Consider the following 19,595-nt stretch of genomic DNA (forward strand, 5'->3'; position numbering starts at 1 on the left):
CCAAAGATTTGTATATTTCTTTTCAAACAGCCAAGCAAAAGCTTGGCTGTTTTGTTTATATTGCTTATTCTAATTCTATATAATTAAAAAGCCTTTGGATGAGGAAATGAAAAAATTACAATTTTTAGTTGATCAAACGAAATACGCTAAGGCTCATTCAAGTCATTCTCATGATAATGCACAAACTTACGTTACAGCATTGTTATCTGAACAGTTGGTGCAACATGGATTTTACACTCAAACTACGAATCCGCATGAATTAGAAGTCAGTGTCTCTGATCACCCAATCGCTTTAGGGGTGAACTGTAATCAACCAGATGGCGAAGGACATTTTGTATGTGAAATAAGTGCGCATGCAGATGAGGAACAGGATTGGTTCCAAAAAATTGAGACGCAGAGTGTGATTAAACAACTTGCGCAAGCAGTAGAGCAGACATTAAGAGAAGATGAGTCATTCCAGTCGCTAGAATGGAAATCTTAACGAGGAATAAAACAAACCCAATGTAAAGAATCTACACTGGGTTTTTCTGAAACACGTAATATTTATATTAAGCCGTAAGGAAGCGAGTGATCGCGACGCGAAGTTGCTTCAAATAACCTGTGAAGAAGTGATTAGCACCAGGTAGCACTGTAATAATATGGCGTTGAGGCTTTGCCCATTCAATTAAATCGGATAATAAAGTGACTTCATCTGCCTCACCATGAATAAACAGGATATCACCTTTAATTGCCGGAGTAACATAGTGACGGATACCAGCAACTGTGGCTGTTGGTAAACCACATAGAATGACTTGTTCAGGTTGAATTTCTTGAGGTAGTGCATGATATGCCTTCGCCATAACGTGTGCACCAAAACTAAAGCCTCCAACGTAGAAAGGCAATGTAAGGTGTTTTGCACGTACTTGACGAATGACTTCTAAAATATCTTCTGTTTCACCAAATCCTTCATCGTGAACCCCTTCACTTTGACCTGATCCACGGAAACTTGGACGATAAACGATATAACCACGCTCAAGGAACATTTGAGCTAGCAGAGTGGGAACTTTGTGCTGAGGAGTACCACCTTGAAGCGGGTGAGGGTGACAAACGACCGCAAATCCTTTTACTTCAGACTGAGGATAATCTACAAAAACCTCAATTTTGCCAACAGGGCCTTGAATGAACATTTGTTCAGACATAAAAATACCGATTAACGTGCAGGAGAATCGTATATTTTAACGTCAATAATTAAAAAAAACACAATTGGAAATAAAATAAGTCTACTGTTATAGTTTGATTAATTGTTTTTTGATCAGGTTTCTATGTTTGCCTTAATTTCTCCTGCTAAGACATTAGATTATGAGTCTACACTTCCAACTGATGAACATACTTTACCAAGATTGCTTGACCACTCACAACAGCTTATAGACGTAAGTCGTAAATTGTCTGCTTCAGAAATCGCCAAATTAATGAGTGTAAGTGAAAAAATTGCGAATCTGAACGTGGAACGCTTTAGAGATTGGCAATCAGACTTTGATTTATCAAATTCACGCCAAGCAATCTTTGCTTTTAAGGGCGATGTTTATACAGGTCTGGATGCGTATTCGCTTACGCAAGCTGATTTAGAATATGCTCAATGCCATTTAAGAATGCTATCGGGTCTCTATGGATTACTTCGACCACTGGATTTGATGATGCCTTATCGTTTAGAAATGGGCACGAAATTAGCAAATCCACGCGGTCACAATCTTTACGAATTTTGGGGAGATGAAATTACCCAATTGATCAACCAAGATTTATCAGAAGCCAAGAGTGATTTATTGGTCAATATCGCATCCGATGAATATTATAAATCGGTGAAAGAAAGCAAAATTGAAGCTGAAATTATCAAGCCCGTGTTTTTAGACCAGAAAAATGGGAAATATAAAGTGATAAGCTTCTATGCTAAAAAAGCGCGTGGATTGATGGCACGTTATATTATCGAAAATAAACCTAATACTGTGGATGATCTTAAATCATTCAATACAGACGGCTATTATTTCGATGCTGAAAGTTCTTTGAAAGGTGAGCTCATTTTTAAACGTGATGAGCAGGCGGCTTAAAAATAAATAGGCGGTAGCGGGGCCAGGTGTCTGATGATTGATTCATACTTAAACCAGTTGAGAAGATACTGGGCGGCTACTGCACAACACCTTGAACTATCCTCAGAGGATTCCATATCAATTCTTGATAGATTAGAAGTTCATTACAGTGAGCCTCATCGTCACTATCATACAGTGCAGCATATCGTTGAATGTATCGATCACTTACAATTGGTTCTACCAAATTTAAAAGATCCTTTATCAGTCTCTATAGCTCTTTGGTTTCATGATGTCATTTATGAGCCTAAGGCACACGATAATGAACAACAAAGTGCTGATATGATGCTGAACATCATATCTCCCCACATGGAGATGAGGAGATGTGAGAAAATTTATCAGTGGATATTAGCGACCAAAGAGCATCGTGCTTCAGTTGATTCAGACCTTAACTATTTACTTGATATTGATCTTGCAATTCTCGGTTCAAACGCCAAACGTTTTGAAGAATATCAGCAGCAAATTCATCAAGAATTCAGTTGGGTACCCTCTGAAATTTATACATTAAAACGAAATGAAGTTCTTAATAGCTTTTATCAAATAGAATCCATTTATAAAACAGCATATTTTCTTGACACTTTAGAAAATCAAGCCAAACAAAATTTAGAACGAGCATTAGTTAGCTGATTTGAAAGCAGTTAATGCGCGCTGTCGACTCATCTTTAAATCAACAATAGGTTTTGGATAATTGAGTTTAAGATTCGGATTTTTAGCGTAAGGCTCATGAATGATTTTCGCATCAAGATGAGCTAATTCAGGTACCCATTTGCGAATATAATCACCTTGACTATCAAATTTTTGTGATTGACTAATGGGGTTGAAAATACGGAAATAAGGTACAGCATCTGTACCTGTTGAAGCACACCATTGCCAGCCACCATTATTTGCCGCTAAATCTCCATCAATCAAATGTTGCATAAACCATTGTTCGCCTTTACGCCAGTCGATGAGCAAATTCTTACTAAGGAACATGGCGACAATCATTCTGACACGATTGTGCATCCAACCTGTTTGAAGCATTTGACGGATTCCAGCGTCCACAATTGGAATACCCGTTTGTCCAAATTTCCAAGCATTTAATTCATCGGGTGCATCACGCCATGGCACATTAGACGTATTTAAATTGAATGGTTGATATTTCGATAATCTTGGAAAATCAAATAGGATGTGTTGATAAAATTCTCGCCATAATAACTCATCTAACCAAGTTTGTTGACCATCAGAGTAGAGATGAAAATTGCCGTTTGAGCGACTAAAAATTGCAGCCAAACATTGTCGAATCGAAATAATTCCTAGATTTAAATACGGTGATAATTGACTGGTTGCATCAATGTTTGGAAAGTCGCGTTGTTGTTTGTACGTCTCTAAATTCTCGTCAACAAATTTCTCGAGCATTTGTAGTGCAAATGACTCTCCAACAGGCCATTGATATTTAATCTGAGCATCAGGATAAAAATCATGTATCGATGGAATTTTGGAAGTATGAAAGCGTTGTATAAGCTCATGAGGCTGTACTTTCGGTACAGCGAGTGGTTGAGGAACAGAGATATTCAAGATTTCATAGCATGCACGTTTATAAGCACCAAAAACTTGATAAGGCTGGCGACTCTTATTGCGAATTGATCCAAGTGGGAAAATTGTGCGGTCATGATAATACTCGACAGTCACTTGATGCGATTCTAATAAGGTCTGGACTTGCGCATCACGATGTAACTCATTCACGCCGATTTCAATGTTGGCGTGTATCGCAGTAATTTGATATTTATTTGCGAAAGTTAATAATCTAGCTGGTACATCGTCCCATTGGGTAACGATTTCCACCACAAGTGGGATATTGAATTGCTTTAACTCACTTTCAAGTGATTTAAGTTGGCGAAGATAAAAGTCAATTTTAATCACTGCATCATCATGCAATTTCCATTGTTGAGGCGAAAGTATCACCACCGCACAAGTATTCCCATGCCGGTTTGCCTCCATTAACGCCGTGTTATCCCTAACTCTTAAATCCTGACGAAACCAAATGAGATTCATATGATTAATATCCAAATATCCTCAGGAAATTATAAGAATTTGAATCATTTAAATCGTTAAGCATTGTAATTTTTTGCATAAAAAAAAGGCGAAGCAGAAGCTTCACCTTTTTGTCCTAAAATCCGTAGATCTTAGTGGTGGTGACCACCTACACCGTGAACGTGACCGTGATCTAACTCTTCTTGAGTTGCTTCACGGATTTCAACGATTTCAACATCAAATGTTAAGTCTTGACCAGCAAGCGGGAAGTTAGCATCAACGATTACGTTTTCGCCTTCAACCGCTTTAACAGTCACAATTTGAACGCCATCATCAGTTTGCGCTTGGAATTGCATACCAGCTTCGATGTTGTCTACGCCTTGGAACATTTGTTTAGGTACTTCTTGAACTAAATCAGTGTTGTACTCACCATAAGCTTCAGCAGCAGGAATCGTTACTGTAAATTTGTCACCAGTCGTTTTACCTAACATTGCTTTTTCTAAGCCAGGGATAATGTTGCCAGCGCCTTGCAAATATGCAAGTGGTTCACCTTGAGATTGATCGAGAGTTTCACCCTCTGCATTAGTCAATTTATAGTTAAATAAAACCACAAGGTCATTTGCAATAACTGTCATGTTAATGATCCATTCAAATATTTTAAGGGTACATCATAAAGTGAAAACCAATTTTTGTAGACAATTTTCTAAAAAAAATGCAGTTTCGATAATTTATAACGCTTAAATATTACATTGGGGCGTCTTTTAGATTTTTCAATGCAATTTGATTTTAGGTGCTATTTTTCTGGTCACAAAATCTTTGGCTGTGAGTAACCCTGCCTGTGCATAACCATAAATCGTGGCTTGATGCAGTCGGTAAAGCGATACATACATCGACTTCGCCACAAATCCTTGAACATTGACCTGACCAAGTAATTCACCAACTGCTTTATTCTCACTTAAAGATACAAGTGAGCCTTTGTCAGAAAAATTGAACATCGGTTGTGATTTCCCTGAAATTCGCGCTTTCATTGCATCAACGAGGAAAGCAGCCTGTTGACTTGCAACTTGCGCACGCGGTCCTAAAGCTGTTTCACGGGCATCTAGAATACAGTATGCGCAATCACCGAATGCAAAAACATTCGGATCTGCTTTTGTTTGGAGTGTTGCAAATACGTGTAAGCGACCCATACGATCTTTTTCGAAGCCTTCTAGGTTTTGAATCACTGCTGGAGTTTTAATGCCTGCAGCCCAAACTTTTAATTGTGCTGGAATTGAACTTCCATCATTAAAGTAAATTTGATCAGCATCCACTTTTTCGACACGCTTAGACGTTAAAATATCCACATTCATGCGCTTAAGCTGCTTAGTGCTGTGGTCTGACATTTTTTCAGAAAGAGCCGGTAGAATACGATCCGCGCCTTCAATTAGTGAAATTTTGACGTTTTTAGGATCAATTTTATTAAGTCCATATTTAAAGAAGTTTTGTTTGGCTTGAACTAATTCCGCTGCAAGCTCAACGCCAGTTGCACCTGCACCTATAATGCCAATATGCAGCTCACGATGGTCATTATTATTTTGAGCTTCGATATAAAGATGAAGTAGATGCTGCTGGAACTGTTCAGCCTGTTTTGGATTATCTAAATAGTGACAATGTTCTTGCACACCTGAAGTATTGAAATCATTGGAAACCGAACCAACCGCCAGAATAAGAGTGTCATAACTTAGCGTTAAATGATCAGTCGATTGGTCATAGGTCGATGCAACAGGTTTGAGCAATTGAATGGTCTTGGCTTCACGATCTAATTGTTCGAATTTACCCAATACAAACTCATAATGATGCTTCGCAGCATGACCAAAATAATTTGTTTCTTCATCACTAGGGCTCAACGTACCTGCTGCAATTTCGTGTAAAAGTGGTTTCCAGATATGTGTGAGCTTTTGGTCCACTAATGTAATTTTTGCTTTTTTCGATTTGCCCAGCGTGTCACCCAGTTGTGTTGCTAGTTCTAAGCCACCAGCACCACCACCCACAATGACAATATGATGAAGATTCGACATTTAATATTCCTATTTTTATAGCGTCATAAATAAAAAAGAGATGGGGTTAATATGCCATCTCTTTTTTAAAAGAATTGTTCTTTTTGTATTACAAGTTACAGATTTACAATAAAAAACTGCAATCAGTTTAAAGGATAGATTTTTGCTTGATTTGTACTGCTAGATCCAAAACTAAATAATTGTTTAAACCAATTCAAAATACTTTCAAACCATGATGCTTCATCAATTTGAAGTTCATCTTCAATCAATACCGTTTGAATGAGTCTGTTATTTTGATAGATATGAATACGTGCCAACTGCTGAATTTGCGTGATAGGTGCGGTTAATGATTGTGTTAGTAGCTCGACGTTCATATGCGTTTGAGTTTGCTGTAAAGGCTCAAGAGCTGAAGTGAATCCAAAAGCATCTGCTTGAATCAAACGATGAGTTTGATTGTCAAAATTACGCATATCAATCATTTGATTCGCGTTATACAAAGAGGTCGTCACGATACTTGGCTTTTTAGTTTCGACTTTGAACCTTTTTAAGGTAGATGCGACTACAGGGAGTTCAGCAATTAGTTGCTTATTTTTAATTGCAATTTCATTGCGTGTATAGGCATAGGATAGGTTTAAAAGTTGATGTGCGATTTCAGCGCGTTTAAAGCCACTTTGAGCACCGAGTACCACAACAATAAGTCTTCTTTGATTGAGCTCAAATTGTTGAGTTGGTCGGTTGGCTGTAAGTGCAAGGTTATAGCCTGCAGCACGAGTAAACCCTGTTTTTAAACCATCAACAGTAGCATCTTGTTTTAGTAAGATATTCGTTGCACGGTGAAAATGCTGATTGTAAGTAAAACTTTGCTGTTTCGAGTAGTCAAGGTAATCGGGTGTTTCATTGGTGAGTGCTTGTGCGAGCACGGCTAAATCATGCGCTGTTGAATAGTGCATATCCATTGTAATGCCCGCAGGATTGGCAAAGTTTGTATCTTTCATGCCAAGTGCTTTGGCTTCTTGATTCATGCGTTGAACAAATGCAGGCACTGATCCTGAAATTCGTTCAGCCAATGTGACAGCAGCATCGTTGGCAGACATGATAATTAAGCCTGCTAAAAGCTGATCAATCGTAATTTGTTGAGTCGGCTTCAGATACATCTGAGACTCATCCCATTGAACTACATTGACAACTGGTGTGGCAGTAATAACTTCATTTTTGCTAATTTTACCCGCTTGAATGTCTTTCAGCGCGATGTAAGCCACCATCATTTTGGTTAACGAAGCTGGTGCACGTTGGACATGGCTATTGTGTTCAGTAATGACTTGACCTGATTGTGGATCTAAGACAGTCCATGCTTCAGCTTCTAAACTTTCTGGTGCAACTTTGAACAAGGAAGCATGTGTGATATTTACTATAAAAAAACTAAAAATTATGAGTAGAGCAGAGTAGAGTTTCAACGGGTTTACCTATATAAGCCAATCCAATGGCATAGATCATCAAGCACACCGCATGCTATGCCTTTTTTTTCTGAAACTCTAGTCAGATTTGTAGACAATTAATACGAATCGCGCAACTCCAAGTAAAAAAATGCTAATCTAAATACAAGTTGGTTCTATAGTTTCTCAATTAAGACATTATGTTGCATTATCAGATCGAATTTGACGACTTTCGTCAGCATCTCATTCACGTTACTGTTCGTTTCGTTGCTCAACCAACTCAAGTATTGAGCTTGCCAACTTGGATTCCAGGAAGTTATCTCATTCGAGAGTTTTCAAAACATATTGAGTCTGTTCGTGCCTATGATGAAGATGGTCGAATACTCAAGATTCGTAAAAATGAAAAAAATAAGTGGCAGTTATTTAATACTGATTTTGAGCTGATTACGGTTGAGTACGACGTCTATGCATACGACCTCTCAGTACGTGGTGCTTATGTTGATGAAACACGCTTATATGTGAATCCTGCTTGTGCATGTTTAGGTTTAGAAGGACAAGAAGATAAAGCGGTAGAAGTTGAGTTATTTTTGCCAGATGAATTGAAACATTTCCAACTCGCTACAGGATTGGCATCTAAAAGTTTAGTGCGTGGTCGCTATACGCTTAAGGCAAAAAACTACGCTGAATTGATTGATGCACCATTTGAGCTTGCAGATCAAACTCGTTTTGCTTTTGAAGCAAATGGTATTCCACATGAGTTTGTGGTTTCTGGCAAACATGCGATGAATGTCGAACGTATGAAACAAGACATTGAGAAAATCTGTGCGACAGAAATATGCATGTTTGGTTCAGCACCATTTGAAAACTACACCTTTATGACCATCGCGACGGGTAACAGTTATGGTGGTTTAGAGCATCCGAACTCAACCAGTTTGATTTCTCCACGTGATGATCTACCTAAGTCCAATGAGCCTGTTGAACCTTCCGCTGATTATCAGCGATTCTTAGGTTTGTGTAGCCATGAATATTTTCATTCATGGTTGGTGAAATTTATTCGCCCTGAAAATTTTGTGAATTATGATTTAGACAAAGAAGGCTATACCTCTTTGTTATGGATTTTTGAAGGCTTTACGTCCTACTATGATGATTTGATTCTACTGCGTAGTGGTGTGATTTCTCAGGAATCTTACTTGAAGTTGTTAAAGGCGCAGATCGATCGTTATTTGCAAAATCCAGGTCGTTTTGTTCAAACTGTTGCAGAGTCAAGTTTTGATGCATGGGTCAAATTCTATCGTCAAGACGAAAACTCTAACAATGCTGGCACAAGTTACTATAACAAGGGTTGCTTAGTAGCGCTGTGTCTAGATTTAGGTCTACGTTTAAGAGGTTCAAGTCTTGATGCATTGATGCGTAAGCTGTATGAAAATGCGCAAAAGGGTATACAGGTTCATGAACGTACCATCTATGAATTATGCCAAGAATTAACAGGTGATGATTGGTCTGAACAAATTAATCATTTGATTAATACCACGGATGAGTTACCGCTTGATCAATTGTTCCCTGAATTTGGCTTAGACTATGTTTTAAAGCATGATAAATCTTTACCATTTGGTTTAAAACTTGTAGATAAACCTGAAGGTGTATTAATTCAGTCTGCTCGTCGTGATGGCGCAGGTGTTAAAGCTGGGCTTTCTGCTCATGACATTATTATCGCAGTTGATGGTTTAAAGGCGACCACTAAGCAACTCGATAAGTATGCAAAATTGGAAGGTACTTTTAATGTGCATGCTTTCCGTCGTGATGAATTAATGCAATTTGAAGTTCAATCGGGTGCTAGTGAACTCACTGAAGTAGATCTTAAGGTTTCAGATCAATCTAAAGCTGAGAAATGGCTTAAAGCTTAATTTGCCTAGGTCATAAAATTCATGAAAAACCCATGCTTAGCTATGGGTTTTTCATAACTCCAGTTCTCGTTTTAGAACTTCCAAACGCTTTTCAAATATTGTTTTGTCTTTTGAGTATTTTTCAAAAGCAATTTGAACCTTTTTTATAGATTCTTTTCTTCTGTTTATGTCGGTTTCTGAGGCGTAATTTTGACCATAATTTACCTCACTTAAATGAGCTTCTGAAACAAGTCTATGAGCAGAATCTATAGCAGTTTCAAAAGTTCTTAAAACTTCTTTAAAATCTTTATGCTTGTTCACATTTTTTTCTTGATTAAGCCACTGTTGAAGATTTATTAATTTGTCGTAGTAATACAGATTATTGAATTTATCTTCGTATTTTTGCTCTTCTAAATCAAATGAGCTGTATAATTCATGACCTTTAGCGCGGATGAGTGAGTTTTTTAATTGGTATAAGATGGTGTGATATTGATTTGAAATAATCTTGAGTTCTTCAAACTTGGATAAAGTTTCAATTGCTCTATGGAATTTATAGGCATCTTTCCATGATTCTAGGGACTTCAGTACGAAATATAGGCTGATCCAAGCTGTGATTATCCCAAGAAATTCAGCTAAAGATAAGATTTCAAGACAAATATAGTTATCACAATAGTGAGATAACTTGTTTTCATTCAATGCATAAAAGAAGTAGTAAAGAATTGATAAAAATAAAAGAAGCGTAATAGCCTTCAGGAAAGCTTTTTTTATGTTCATAAGAAATCCTTATTCTTTTGAATAGGATAATTAAACTTTTAAAATTAATAAAGAAATAAAAAAGCTCACATAATGTGAGCTAAATTTGTGTCATAAATGATCAACAAAAAACATTAGTTCCCTCGATAGGTTGAATAACCATATGAACTTAATAACAACGGAATATGGTAATGATCTAAACTACCATCAATCAAAAAAACCACTGGCACTTCTGGGAAGAAAGTACGCTTGTTGTTTGCTTTAAACCAGTCACCAGTTTTAAAAGTTACTCTGTAAACACCTTTTTGAAGATCTGTTTCAGCTGGATATAGAGCCTTGATACGACCATTTTCATCCGTTTTAGCTTCGTTGAGCTTTACCCATTTTTCACCCTGCTGCGCTTCAAGGGTAACTGCAATATTTGAGGATGGAAGACCAGTTTCTTGATTAAGCACATGAACACTTAAAGGATTTGCCAAAGTGAATGTTGAAAATGCAAAACCTGAAAGAGCAAGCGTAAATTTTTTCATAAGTATCAACTCACAATAAGCAAATAATCGAAAAAGTGTACTTAAAATGAGAGATTATTTAAGTTAATTTATGTATAAAAAAAGGATGCAATCGCATCCTTTTTACTTTTTATACAATAGCTTGAGCTTAGCGTGCGCGTCCACGTGGAGCTTTTGTATTTGGGCGAGTAGTACCATTGGTCTTACGACGTGGTTTCTCATGTTCTTCCATTTGCCAAATACGTTTAGTACCCGATTTTTTCTTAGTACCATCTTTATTGACTTTCTTATTAATCGGCTTGCCACCTGTACCGCCTGGTTTCTTCACATAAGAGCGTGAGCGGTATGGCTCTTCTGCAGGAACATTTTGAAAGTCAGGATAAAGTAATGGTTCAATTTCTCTAGTTTCGCCAGATTCAAGACCCATCTGTACTAAGTCTATTGATCCAATTTTAGTGCGAATAAGACGTAAAGTTGGGAAACCTACTGCTGCAGTCATACGTCGAACTTGGCGGTTACGACCTTCGCAAATCGAAATTTCAACCCAAGAAGTAGGTACAGAAGCACGGAAACGAACAGGAGGATCACGATCCCATAACCACTCAGGCTGTTCAACTTTTACAGCTTTTGCGGGTAGAGTCATACCGTCTTTAAGCTCTACACCTTTACGAAGCTGTTCTAAAGCCTCTTCAGTCACATCACCATCAACTTGAACCAAATAAGTTTTAAATTTCTTATTGGCAGGGTTGGTAATATACTGATTTAAACCACCATGGTCGGTTAAAAACACTAGACCTTCAGAGTCCATGTCTAAACGTCCAGCAAGACGTAAAGTCGGATCGTCAACGAAATCAGACATTGTCATATGCGCTTCGTCTTTACGAAACTGGGAGAGAACGCCATAAGGTTTATTGAGAATGACGATTTTCATATAAAAACTTCAATAATGTGCAAATAGTGAAAGGTCTGACTTATCAAGAATTTATGAACATCCTGAATTGATCTGAGGATTCGATCATTGAAGTCAAACAAAATAAATCGGGGAATTGGTGACTATTATGCGTGATTCAAAAAAGAAAGTATCGTATTGATCAAAAAAAATATGTAATTCTGACGATTTAATCGGTATAAGCAGGCTTTTATTGGTTTCTGACAAGTGCTTTTAATTTAAACAATACAATGCAAACGTCGATCAGACGCTAAAATTTAACTTAATTTAAGATATTAGGTTGTATATGAAAAAAAGGATTATCGGATCACTCATTGCAATCAGTTGGATGCTTACTGCTTGTCAGCCCCCAAATTCAGGCGCAACAGCAGGAATACAATATCCATATTTATACTGGAAACTTCAACAGCAAGCGTTGACAGAGCCGTTGGCGATACCCGTTGAAGGAGTCAAAGTAACTCAAATAGCAGATACTTGGGGGGCGGCACGTTCAAATGGTCGTACACATCAAGGAATTGATATTTTTGCCAAACGAGGTACGCCTGTATTGAGTACAACACAAGGTATTGTAAGTCGTATAGGCACAAATAGTTTGGGAGGTAAAGTCGTCTGGGTGGTTGGACCTCAGTTAAGTCGCCATTACTATGCACATTTAGATGAATATGCAGCACACATCCAAGAAGGTGACTGGGTTGAAGTCGGTGAAGTATTAGGATATGTGGGAAATACTGGCAATGCGATCAATACACCTCCGCATTTACATTATGGAATTTATTTAACGAATGGTGCTACAAATCCATATCCATATTTAAAACCAGAGGAATAAGTCTCGTTAATACAAGTAAACAAATGAGAGAGCCTTGTAAGCCTCGTAACACGTATCAATTTTAATCCTCTGAAATTTATATAGCTTACAGAATGAAAGTTACGATGCAGTATTTTGATACAGCTCTATGCTCGCAGTTTCATGCAAAAGGGTTATGGTTATTTGTACTGGTCTAATTCAAGTGAAAAAGAATTCAAGATCAGTATCAAAATCTGATAATCATGGAGATATGAAATGAGTAATCAATACAATCAAGATCAAAATGAGCAACAGCAACAAAATCACCAGCAACGTCAACAAGGTCAACAGCCACATCAACAGCAACCCAATCAGCAGCAACAGCAACAAGATCAACAGCAACAGAATCAGCAACAGTCCCGTCAACAATCACAACAGCAATCTGATTTAGATCAACAAAATCGTTAAATCATTAATCTTAAATCGAATGGGAATTTAGGGATGAAGCCCCATTCTTGTCAGTAAATTCAAGCATTAACAATTTAAAGTGAATGACACGAGGAAGATAAGATATGGCGAATAAGTCCAAGTTAAAAATTAAAGATTTAAAAGATCAAATTAAATCGAGACTTAAGAAAATTTCTAAACATGAATCTAAGTTAAAAGATTTAAAGAAAGCGCTCAAAAAGCGTAAATAGCAAAAGACCCTCATGTGAGGGTTTTTTTATGGAAGATCATTAGAAATATACAGTTTATGAACGAATCTTTGTGAAGCAATAATTTATAGTCAAGATTGAAATTAATCTATTATCTGAAATAATAAAAGATTATTATTCTCAATTAGATGTTTGGAAATATTAGGGTGTATTTATGAAAATGTATCAAGTTGATGCCTTTACTACAGCGTTGTTTAAGGGGAATCCTGCAGCTGTAGTGGTCAGTGAAGAATGGCTTGATACATCACTCATGCAAAATATTGCATTTGAAAATAATTTGGCTGAAACGGCTTTTGTTAAAATTATTGATGATGAAAATTATGAAATCCGTTGGTTTACACCTAAAGTTGAAGTCGATTTTTGTGGTCATGCCACTTTAGCGAGCAGTTATGTACTTTTTAATGAGTATACTCAAGCGAAAAACATTAAATTTCATGTTAAAGATTTAGGAATTTTTACCATCACGCGACAAGACGATGGAAAAATCACAATGAATTTCCCAGTTCGAATCCCTCATTTAACTGAAGAGTTTCCTGAATTATTAAAAGAAGTGGTCGATCGCCCAATCAAGGAAATTTATCTAAATCAACAAGCTTATATTTTAGTCTTGGAAAGTGAACAAGATGTGCTTAATGCCAAACCTAATTTAGCCAATATTAATGCAATTGCTGAAGCATATGAGGTTAGCACTTGTATTACAGCATCCGATCATCCCGATATTGCTATAACTGCAGCATCAGAACAATATGATTATGTGGCTCGTTATTTTGCACCACATAAAGGCATCAATGAAGATCCCGTAACAGGTTCTATGCATACAGGATTAGCGCCTTTATGGGCTGAGAAATTGGATAAAACAGAACTTGTTGCTTTTCAAAGCTCAGAACGAGGTGGCGTGTTGTATTGCCAACTTAAAGAGAATCAAAGAATTGAAATTTCTGGCTATGCGAAACTTTATATGAAAGCTGAAATTTACCTTTAAAACATAAACCCTATTGATCACACCCTTGACAGGCGTGTGATCAATTTTTTTATATCAATAATTGGAAGAACAATGCTAACTCGTTTTAAAAAACTTTCACTTACTTTAATGATCGTTGCGGTCAGTTCTAGCGGTTTAGCACAACCTATTTTGGTCAAGACTGAACAAAATATTGAAGAATACAAACTAGAAAATGGTTTGCGGGTAATTTTGGCACCGATACCTAAAGAAAATAAAATTTTTATGAATATGGTGTATTTAACGGGAGCTTTGAATGACCCACAAGGTAAAGGTGGTTTAGCACATTTACTTGAGCATCTCGCGTTCAAAGGCACAGAAAATGTAAAAGGAGATGAGTTTCAACGTCGTCTAGATCAGCATACGCTCATGAGTAATGCGATGACTGACTACTATTCTACCCAGTATATGAGTGTCATCCGTCCAGAAAAAAAAGCCATTGATGAAATGTTGTATCTGGAGGCAGAGCGAATGGATAAGCTCGTACTTCAGGAAAAATTTGTTCCGTCAGAAATCGCAATCGTAAAACGAGAGCGTGAGGTTCGAATGGATCAACCTTTTTCAGTATTGATGGATCAAATTTGGAAATCTGCTTACGGAAATCAGTATCTAGGTCGTCTACCGATTGGTGATTTAACTGAGCTTCAGTCAATCAACATGAAGGAACTGAATCAATTTTACCGACAATGGTATGCACCGAATAATGCAGTTCTAGTGATTGCAGGTAAATTTGATAAAGCGGATATTCTGAGAGCAGTGGATAAAAATTTTAATCAAATTCCTGCGCGTCAAATTCCTGAGTCAACCAAAGTTCCAATGCTTGATTCGACCAAGATTAAAGATCGTCAATTTATCGTGCAAAAGGGAAGTGATTTAGGTAAATACAATATTTATCTCAATGGTGTCCAGCAAAAAACACAGACTGCACTCGCTTTAGCACCTTATTTATTTACAATGCAACCTAGTGGTCACTTGTACAAAGATATTGTAGAAACAGGTACGGCTACACAGGTTCAATCGACGACATGGTTAACACCAGATTTTAATCTTGTTTTTATGGGGGCAGTGTATGCTCCTAATCATGATGAGAAAAAAGTTGCCCTTTCTCTAGAGAAAGGAATTGAGAAAAAGCATCAATTTAATGAAACAGAATTAAATCGTGTCAAAAACATGATTAAAAATGGTCAAGAGAGCATGATGACCAATGCCTCTTCTGTGGGTGGTTTCATTAGTGATTATGTGGTTTCATCCAATGGGGATTGGACAAAATATTTTAAAGACCAAGCAGAGATACAAAGTTTAAATGTCGATCAGGTTAATCAGGCAATAAATCAATTCTTGGTTGCTGAGCATCGTATTTCGGGAGACATACAACCTACGCCTGAGGATCAAAAAAAGGCACTCGAGCTAGACGCTCATGAGCAAGAATCAAAAACTTTAGATCAAGTGACAACTCAAGAAGAGCCTTTAAAAGACCCAGCTGTGTATAAAGCTGAAGTGGCTGAGCACTTAAAAAATTCCAAACAGTATGTTGAAAAGTTAGAGAAAAAAATCAAGCGTGGTACTTTGAAAAATGGGATGCAGTATGCACTATTCCCAACGTCAACACGCGATGACAAAACTTACGCATCGATATCTTTAAATTTCGGGACAGCACAATCACTCAAGCATCAAGGTGAAGCACTAGGCTTTATGTCTTATTTGCTATTGAGAGCATCTGAGCAGTATAGCCTGCAAGATATTGCAGACAAATCAATCGAGGCGGGTGGTCGAGCATCTGCTTCAGCTGTTGATAATGGTATTGTGATTAACGTATCTGCGAAGAAAGAAAAATTTACAGAATTCTTCAAGTTTATTGTCGACGTTATGAATAATCCGAAATTTGAGCAAAGTCAGTTTGACCTCATCAAATCGCAAACATTGTCGTCATTAAATCGACCATATACAGAGCCTGAAACTGTTGCAGGACTGACTATCGCTAGAATCGTAGAGCGATATGAACCAGGTGATTTGCGATATCATTTTGAACCTAAGCTGGCAAAGCAGCAAATTGAAACCATCACCAATGATCAAATTAAAGCTTTGTACCAAAAGTATTTTACAACTCAAAATGGTCAAATATCGGTGACTGGTGATTTTGATGATAAAGCCATTCTGAAATATTTGAATTCATCTTTAGGTCAGTCTAAGACAAAAGAACCATACCAACGTTTGCAGGGCAGTCATATAGATTATCCTGCTCAAAAAGTTCATGCGCTGGCTGAACAGCGTCAATTTGGTAATTATCAAGCGGTTATTGCCATTCCATTGGGTAATAATCATCCTGATGCAGAAGCATTATATGTGTTGAGCCATATTCTAGGCGAGTCACAATTATCATCACGCCTTGCCATGGAGTTACGTGAAAAAAATGCGTTGGTTTACAGCTTTGGAAGTAGTTTGAGTTTGGATAATTTTATCAATGCTGGTGCTCTAGGTGTAAGTGCTAATTATGCAGCAGGAAAATCAGCTCAAGTTTCTCAAGGTGTGCATAAAGTATTCACTGACTTATTAAAGAATGGTGTGACGGAGCAAGAGCTTGAAGCGGCTAAAGCCAATATTATGAAACAGCGTGTCACGAATTTAGAGGATGAGCGCCGTATTCATCGTGGATTGAACAGTCAGCTTGAGCAAAATAAAACACAGCTTTCAAGACTAGAGCGAGATCAGGCATTTGCAAAACTGACGAAGCAAGATATAGATGCAGTGATCAAAAAATATATTAAGCCTGAGTTTTTGGTTGAAGTTATGGCAGATCAGTATGGTAAACCACAACCTGAAATGATTTTAAAGCCTAAAACTTAGAGCCACAATGTACGATTCAAAAAGGCTCATTCGATCGTGAATGAGCCTTTTTTTTTTAAAGCTTATAAAATTGCTGCGCATTTTTACAAAATATCTGTTCAACAACATCTGAATTATAGGTAGCGACAATGTCGCTAAAGGCATCAATGATATTTGTGAGTGATGTGCTCACTTTATCCATCGGGAAGTTGGATGCAAACATGACACGATAAGGCCCAAAACATTGTAAAGCATGAATAATCATAGGAGAGACCAATTCAATGATTTGTTGTTTAGATGCTAGTGTTCGTCGTGTATGAAATTGATGACCTAAAACAGGCATGAAGAGTCCAGACATTTTTGTATATACATTCGGACATTGAGCTAATTCTGCAAGATCTTCTTTCCAGTGGAAATAGATATTGTCTCGCGCAGTTTGGGTGATTCCTGTGTGTTTACCTACTGGGCCGAATAAACCTGCTGGTGTGCCCAAATGGTCTAAGACAATCGAAGTCTCAGGAAAACGTTTTGCCAAAGCAATAACATCTTTAAGCTGGCTAGAATAAACCCAAGCATCAAAGCTTAAATTGTACTGGGCTAAGGCTTCAAAACCTTTTAAAAATTTTCGATCAGTGTAGAGGTGGGGATCATCGTTCCATGCATGAATTCCAGGATCTTCATGATGAGCAGCCATTTTTCGAATACCACGAAAATGCGGAGATGCCTTTTTATGCATTTTAAGAATTTTTTTGAAATTACTTTCACGAGGATCAGCTGTTGCAACGATTCCAGCCAATTTGATGTTTTCTTGAGAAAAAGGAAGCTGCTGAATAAATTGCGTTTCTTCTACAACGCCAGTCCCTTTTTGATGATGCCAGCTGGCTTCGACATGTACAACACGGCTCACAGTATAGTGTCCAATGTCTTTGTGGTAATCCGCTGGTAAATAGGGTGCTGTGATGTAATCTGTAAGTCCTACTGTATCAATTAAATCTTTAGGTTTTACGAGACGAACGACTTTATCCAATATTTTTGGATGTTTTCCAAAAAGCTTAACAGCTAAAGCGGCAGCATGCGGTGTGTGATAAGGATCCCATTGATGGATATGAGCATCGACGATGGGAAAGTTGAGTTGATTCATCGCTATCCTTAGTTGAGTCATCAATAAGAATAACATACGAGAAATTGATCAATTTTTGAATTGCATTTTCGTTTGAATATTAGATTTTAAGCATTAAAAAAAGCCCCCCTAAAGGAGGCTCAATGCACACAATGCAAATCTATTTAATGTTCGTGGTCATGTTTATTTGCATGAAACTCTTCATTACGACGGAAGCGAAGATAGTTTTCAAACTGTTCGCAGTATTCGTCATAATTATCTTCAAGCATCATATGAAACTGTTGCATGATATAAGACATTACTTGTTCTTTAGCATCACGCATTTCATTGCCATCTTTAAAGTTATTGGCAGCAACCCATGTGTTAAAACGAGCAGTACCAAATAGCATCGCAGCACTGACTTGACCACGAGCATCGGCTGGTTTAACAGTAGAACCTTTTTCAACACGGCAAAATTCATTGGCTTGCTTAATAAATTCATCAGCACGTTCGAAGAAAATCGCATTCAATGCTTCTTCTTCAGTGACATCAGTCGCTTGAATCTTTTGAACCATGAATTGTTCCTAATAAATAACTTAATTCAAGCACTATTATAGGCAAAGGCTTGCATAAACTAAACCTTTCACTTAATCTAAAAATAGCCTAAGTAATTTTTTAATGAGCTTTTCTATGCAAGATGCTATCGCAGTTCAAAGTTTAAAAAGTGATATTGCGTTACTGAGACAGAATATTTGGCCACCTGTTGATCTTGCGAATGTCGAAGGTCTTCCCATTTATTATGGAAGCAAAGAGCAAGTAGCTGCTTATTACCAGCAGTGGACAGGTCTAATAGAAAGGGCACAAGATTTATTTCAACCTTTTATGGAAGATGAGGTTTTAGATGCCATTCATTTACCGAGTCATCTAAATTTACCGCTGTTTTATTTTCATGTAGACCGAATTCGCATTAACAAAACACGTGCAAAGGAATCAAAGACTTTTCGTGGTATTGCCAGTGTGTTAGAGAAGTGTGGGCAGTTTGAGCCTGAACAAGTTTTAGCAATGAGTCGCTGGTTGGATCATGATGACACTGCTGCATTAGTTGCGCATCGCGAATTTATAGATTTAAGAACTTATGTATTTCAGCATGGGCAAAGTGAATATACGAGAACACGTTTTTATGTAAATGGTATTGTCTTAAGTGTTGAGTCTCATTTCGAGTTGGTTGATGCTCGCGATAAACCACGTAAGCAACGAAATGACTCATATAGCGATCCATTGGCGGATAACAACACGTGGCGTATTTATGGAAAATATCGTTAGTTGGGCTGATTGAACTTAGTTTAGACATTAGAATCAATGATTAGCTACTTTATAAGTACAAAGCTTCTACGATCAATATCCAAACCTATTGATAAGTATTGTTTAAAATAGTCATCACAAAAAATAACTAATTTAAAGAATGATGACTGAAAAGATTAAA

General features: G+C 37.3%; 20 protein-coding genes. 10 read left to right on the top strand and 10 right to left on the bottom strand.

The window, feature by feature from the left end:
* Positions 1-106: 106 nt before the first annotated feature.
* Positions 107-481 (top strand): hypothetical protein, encoded by a 375-nt coding sequence (locus AC1M9M_RS06500; RefSeq protein WP_481595920.1) that lies wholly within the window; start codon positions 107-109, stop codon positions 479-481.
* A 67-nt stretch (positions 482-548) separates the two neighbouring features.
* On the opposite strand, the gene AC1M9M_RS06505 is transcribed toward AC1M9M_RS06500, so the two are convergent.
* On the bottom strand, positions 549-1,178 hold the full coding sequence (locus AC1M9M_RS06505; protein ID WP_035267316.1) for an alpha/beta hydrolase: 630 nt from the start codon (positions 1,176-1,178) through the stop codon (positions 549-551).
* 123 nt (positions 1,179-1,301) lie between these two features.
* Here AC1M9M_RS06505 and yaaA point away from each other — a divergent pair, with 123 nt between their 5' ends.
* Positions 1,302-2,081 carry a peroxide stress protein YaaA gene (gene yaaA, locus AC1M9M_RS06510; RefSeq protein WP_481595921.1) on the top strand — a complete coding sequence of 260 codons (780 nt, stop codon included), beginning with the start codon at positions 1,302-1,304 and terminating at the stop codon, positions 2,079-2,081.
* Between the two features lie 33 nt (positions 2,082-2,114).
* Positions 2,115-2,744, top strand: coding sequence for an HD domain-containing protein (locus AC1M9M_RS06515; RefSeq protein ID WP_481595922.1), 630 nt, complete (start codon positions 2,115-2,117; stop codon positions 2,742-2,744).
* On the opposite strand, the gene AC1M9M_RS06520 is transcribed toward AC1M9M_RS06515, so the two are convergent.
* The 4 genes from AC1M9M_RS06520 to AC1M9M_RS06535 form a co-directional block, all read right to left on the bottom strand.
* Complete coding sequence (locus AC1M9M_RS06520) at positions 2,733-4,148, bottom strand: cryptochrome/photolyase family protein (protein WP_481595923.1); 1,416 nt, start codon at positions 4,146-4,148, stop codon at positions 2,733-2,735. The genes AC1M9M_RS06515 and AC1M9M_RS06520 overlap by 12 nt on opposite strands.
* A gap of 131 nt (positions 4,149-4,279) precedes the next feature.
* Positions 4,280-4,762, bottom strand: a complete 483-nt coding sequence (locus AC1M9M_RS06525; protein ID WP_092767151.1) for an FKBP-type peptidyl-prolyl cis-trans isomerase — start codon at positions 4,760-4,762, stop codon at positions 4,280-4,282.
* Positions 4,763-4,897: 135 nt separating this feature from the next.
* Positions 4,898-6,184: an NAD(P)/FAD-dependent oxidoreductase gene (locus AC1M9M_RS06530; RefSeq protein WP_035267310.1), complete on the bottom strand. Its 1,287-nt coding sequence runs from the start codon at positions 6,182-6,184 to the stop codon at positions 4,898-4,900.
* Positions 6,185-6,306: 122 nt separating this feature from the next.
* Positions 6,307-7,617 (bottom strand): D-alanyl-D-alanine carboxypeptidase family protein, encoded by a 1,311-nt coding sequence (locus AC1M9M_RS06535; RefSeq protein WP_481595924.1) that lies wholly within the window; start codon positions 7,615-7,617, stop codon positions 6,307-6,309.
* A gap of 179 nt (positions 7,618-7,796) precedes the next feature.
* On the opposite strand from AC1M9M_RS06535, the gene AC1M9M_RS06540 reads away from it, so the two are divergent.
* Positions 7,797-9,500, top strand: a complete 1,704-nt coding sequence (locus AC1M9M_RS06540; protein WP_481595925.1) for a M61 family metallopeptidase — start codon at positions 7,797-7,799, stop codon at positions 9,498-9,500.
* 51 nt (positions 9,501-9,551) lie between these two features.
* Here the strand turns inward: AC1M9M_RS06540 and AC1M9M_RS06545 are convergent, their stop codons facing one another.
* From AC1M9M_RS06545 to AC1M9M_RS06555, 3 genes are all read right to left on the bottom strand, one after another.
* A complete protein-coding gene (locus tag AC1M9M_RS06545; protein WP_481595926.1) occupies positions 9,552-10,253 on the bottom strand; it encodes a hypothetical protein in 702 nt (233 codons plus the stop codon).
* Positions 10,254-10,366: 113 nt separating this feature from the next.
* Positions 10,367-10,762 (bottom strand): hydroxyisourate hydrolase, encoded by a 396-nt coding sequence (uraH, locus tag AC1M9M_RS06550; RefSeq protein ID WP_481590269.1) that lies wholly within the window; start codon positions 10,760-10,762, stop codon positions 10,367-10,369.
* 127 nt (positions 10,763-10,889) lie between these two features.
* A complete protein-coding gene (locus tag AC1M9M_RS06555) occupies positions 10,890-11,672 on the bottom strand; it encodes an rRNA large subunit pseudouridine synthase E (protein WP_035268720.1) in 783 nt (260 codons plus the stop codon).
* Positions 11,673-11,976: 304 nt separating this feature from the next.
* Here AC1M9M_RS06555 and AC1M9M_RS06560 point away from each other — a divergent pair, with 304 nt between their 5' ends.
* From AC1M9M_RS06560 to AC1M9M_RS06580, 5 genes are all read left to right on the top strand, one after another.
* Positions 11,977-12,516 (top strand): M23 family metallopeptidase, encoded by a 540-nt coding sequence (locus AC1M9M_RS06560; RefSeq protein ID WP_481595927.1) that lies wholly within the window; start codon positions 11,977-11,979, stop codon positions 12,514-12,516.
* Between the two features lie 234 nt (positions 12,517-12,750).
* Complete coding sequence (locus tag AC1M9M_RS06565; protein ID WP_035268717.1) at positions 12,751-12,942, top strand: hypothetical protein; 192 nt, start codon at positions 12,751-12,753, stop codon at positions 12,940-12,942.
* Between the two features lie 104 nt (positions 12,943-13,046).
* Positions 13,047-13,172, top strand: coding sequence for a hypothetical protein (locus AC1M9M_RS06570; protein ID WP_257219857.1), 126 nt, complete (start codon positions 13,047-13,049; stop codon positions 13,170-13,172).
* A 172-nt stretch (positions 13,173-13,344) separates the two neighbouring features.
* A complete protein-coding gene (locus tag AC1M9M_RS06575) occupies positions 13,345-14,172 on the top strand; it encodes a PhzF family phenazine biosynthesis protein (protein WP_481595928.1) in 828 nt (275 codons plus the stop codon).
* Between the two features lie 72 nt (positions 14,173-14,244).
* Complete coding sequence (locus AC1M9M_RS06580) at positions 14,245-17,034, top strand: M16 family metallopeptidase (RefSeq protein WP_481595929.1); 2,790 nt, start codon at positions 14,245-14,247, stop codon at positions 17,032-17,034.
* Between the two features lie 55 nt (positions 17,035-17,089).
* Here AC1M9M_RS06580 and AC1M9M_RS06585 read toward each other — a convergent pair whose 3' ends face one another.
* Positions 17,090-18,154: an amidohydrolase family protein gene (locus tag AC1M9M_RS06585; RefSeq protein WP_481588990.1), complete on the bottom strand. Its 1,065-nt coding sequence runs from the start codon at positions 18,152-18,154 to the stop codon at positions 17,090-17,092.
* A gap of 143 nt (positions 18,155-18,297) precedes the next feature.
* The gene (locus tag AC1M9M_RS06590) at positions 18,298-18,687 is read right to left on the bottom strand and encodes a DUF3144 domain-containing protein (RefSeq protein WP_092767127.1); all 390 of its coding nucleotides are present in this window, start codon (positions 18,685-18,687) and stop codon (positions 18,298-18,300) included.
* A 115-nt stretch (positions 18,688-18,802) separates the two neighbouring features.
* Here AC1M9M_RS06590 and AC1M9M_RS06595 point away from each other — a divergent pair, with 115 nt between their 5' ends.
* Positions 18,803-19,435 carry a hypothetical protein gene (locus tag AC1M9M_RS06595; protein WP_481595930.1) on the top strand — a complete coding sequence of 211 codons (633 nt, stop codon included), beginning with the start codon at positions 18,803-18,805 and terminating at the stop codon, positions 19,433-19,435.
* Positions 19,436-19,595 lie beyond the last annotated feature (160 nt).

It is taken from the genome of Acinetobacter sp. ANC_7503 (genome assembly GCF_056780035.1).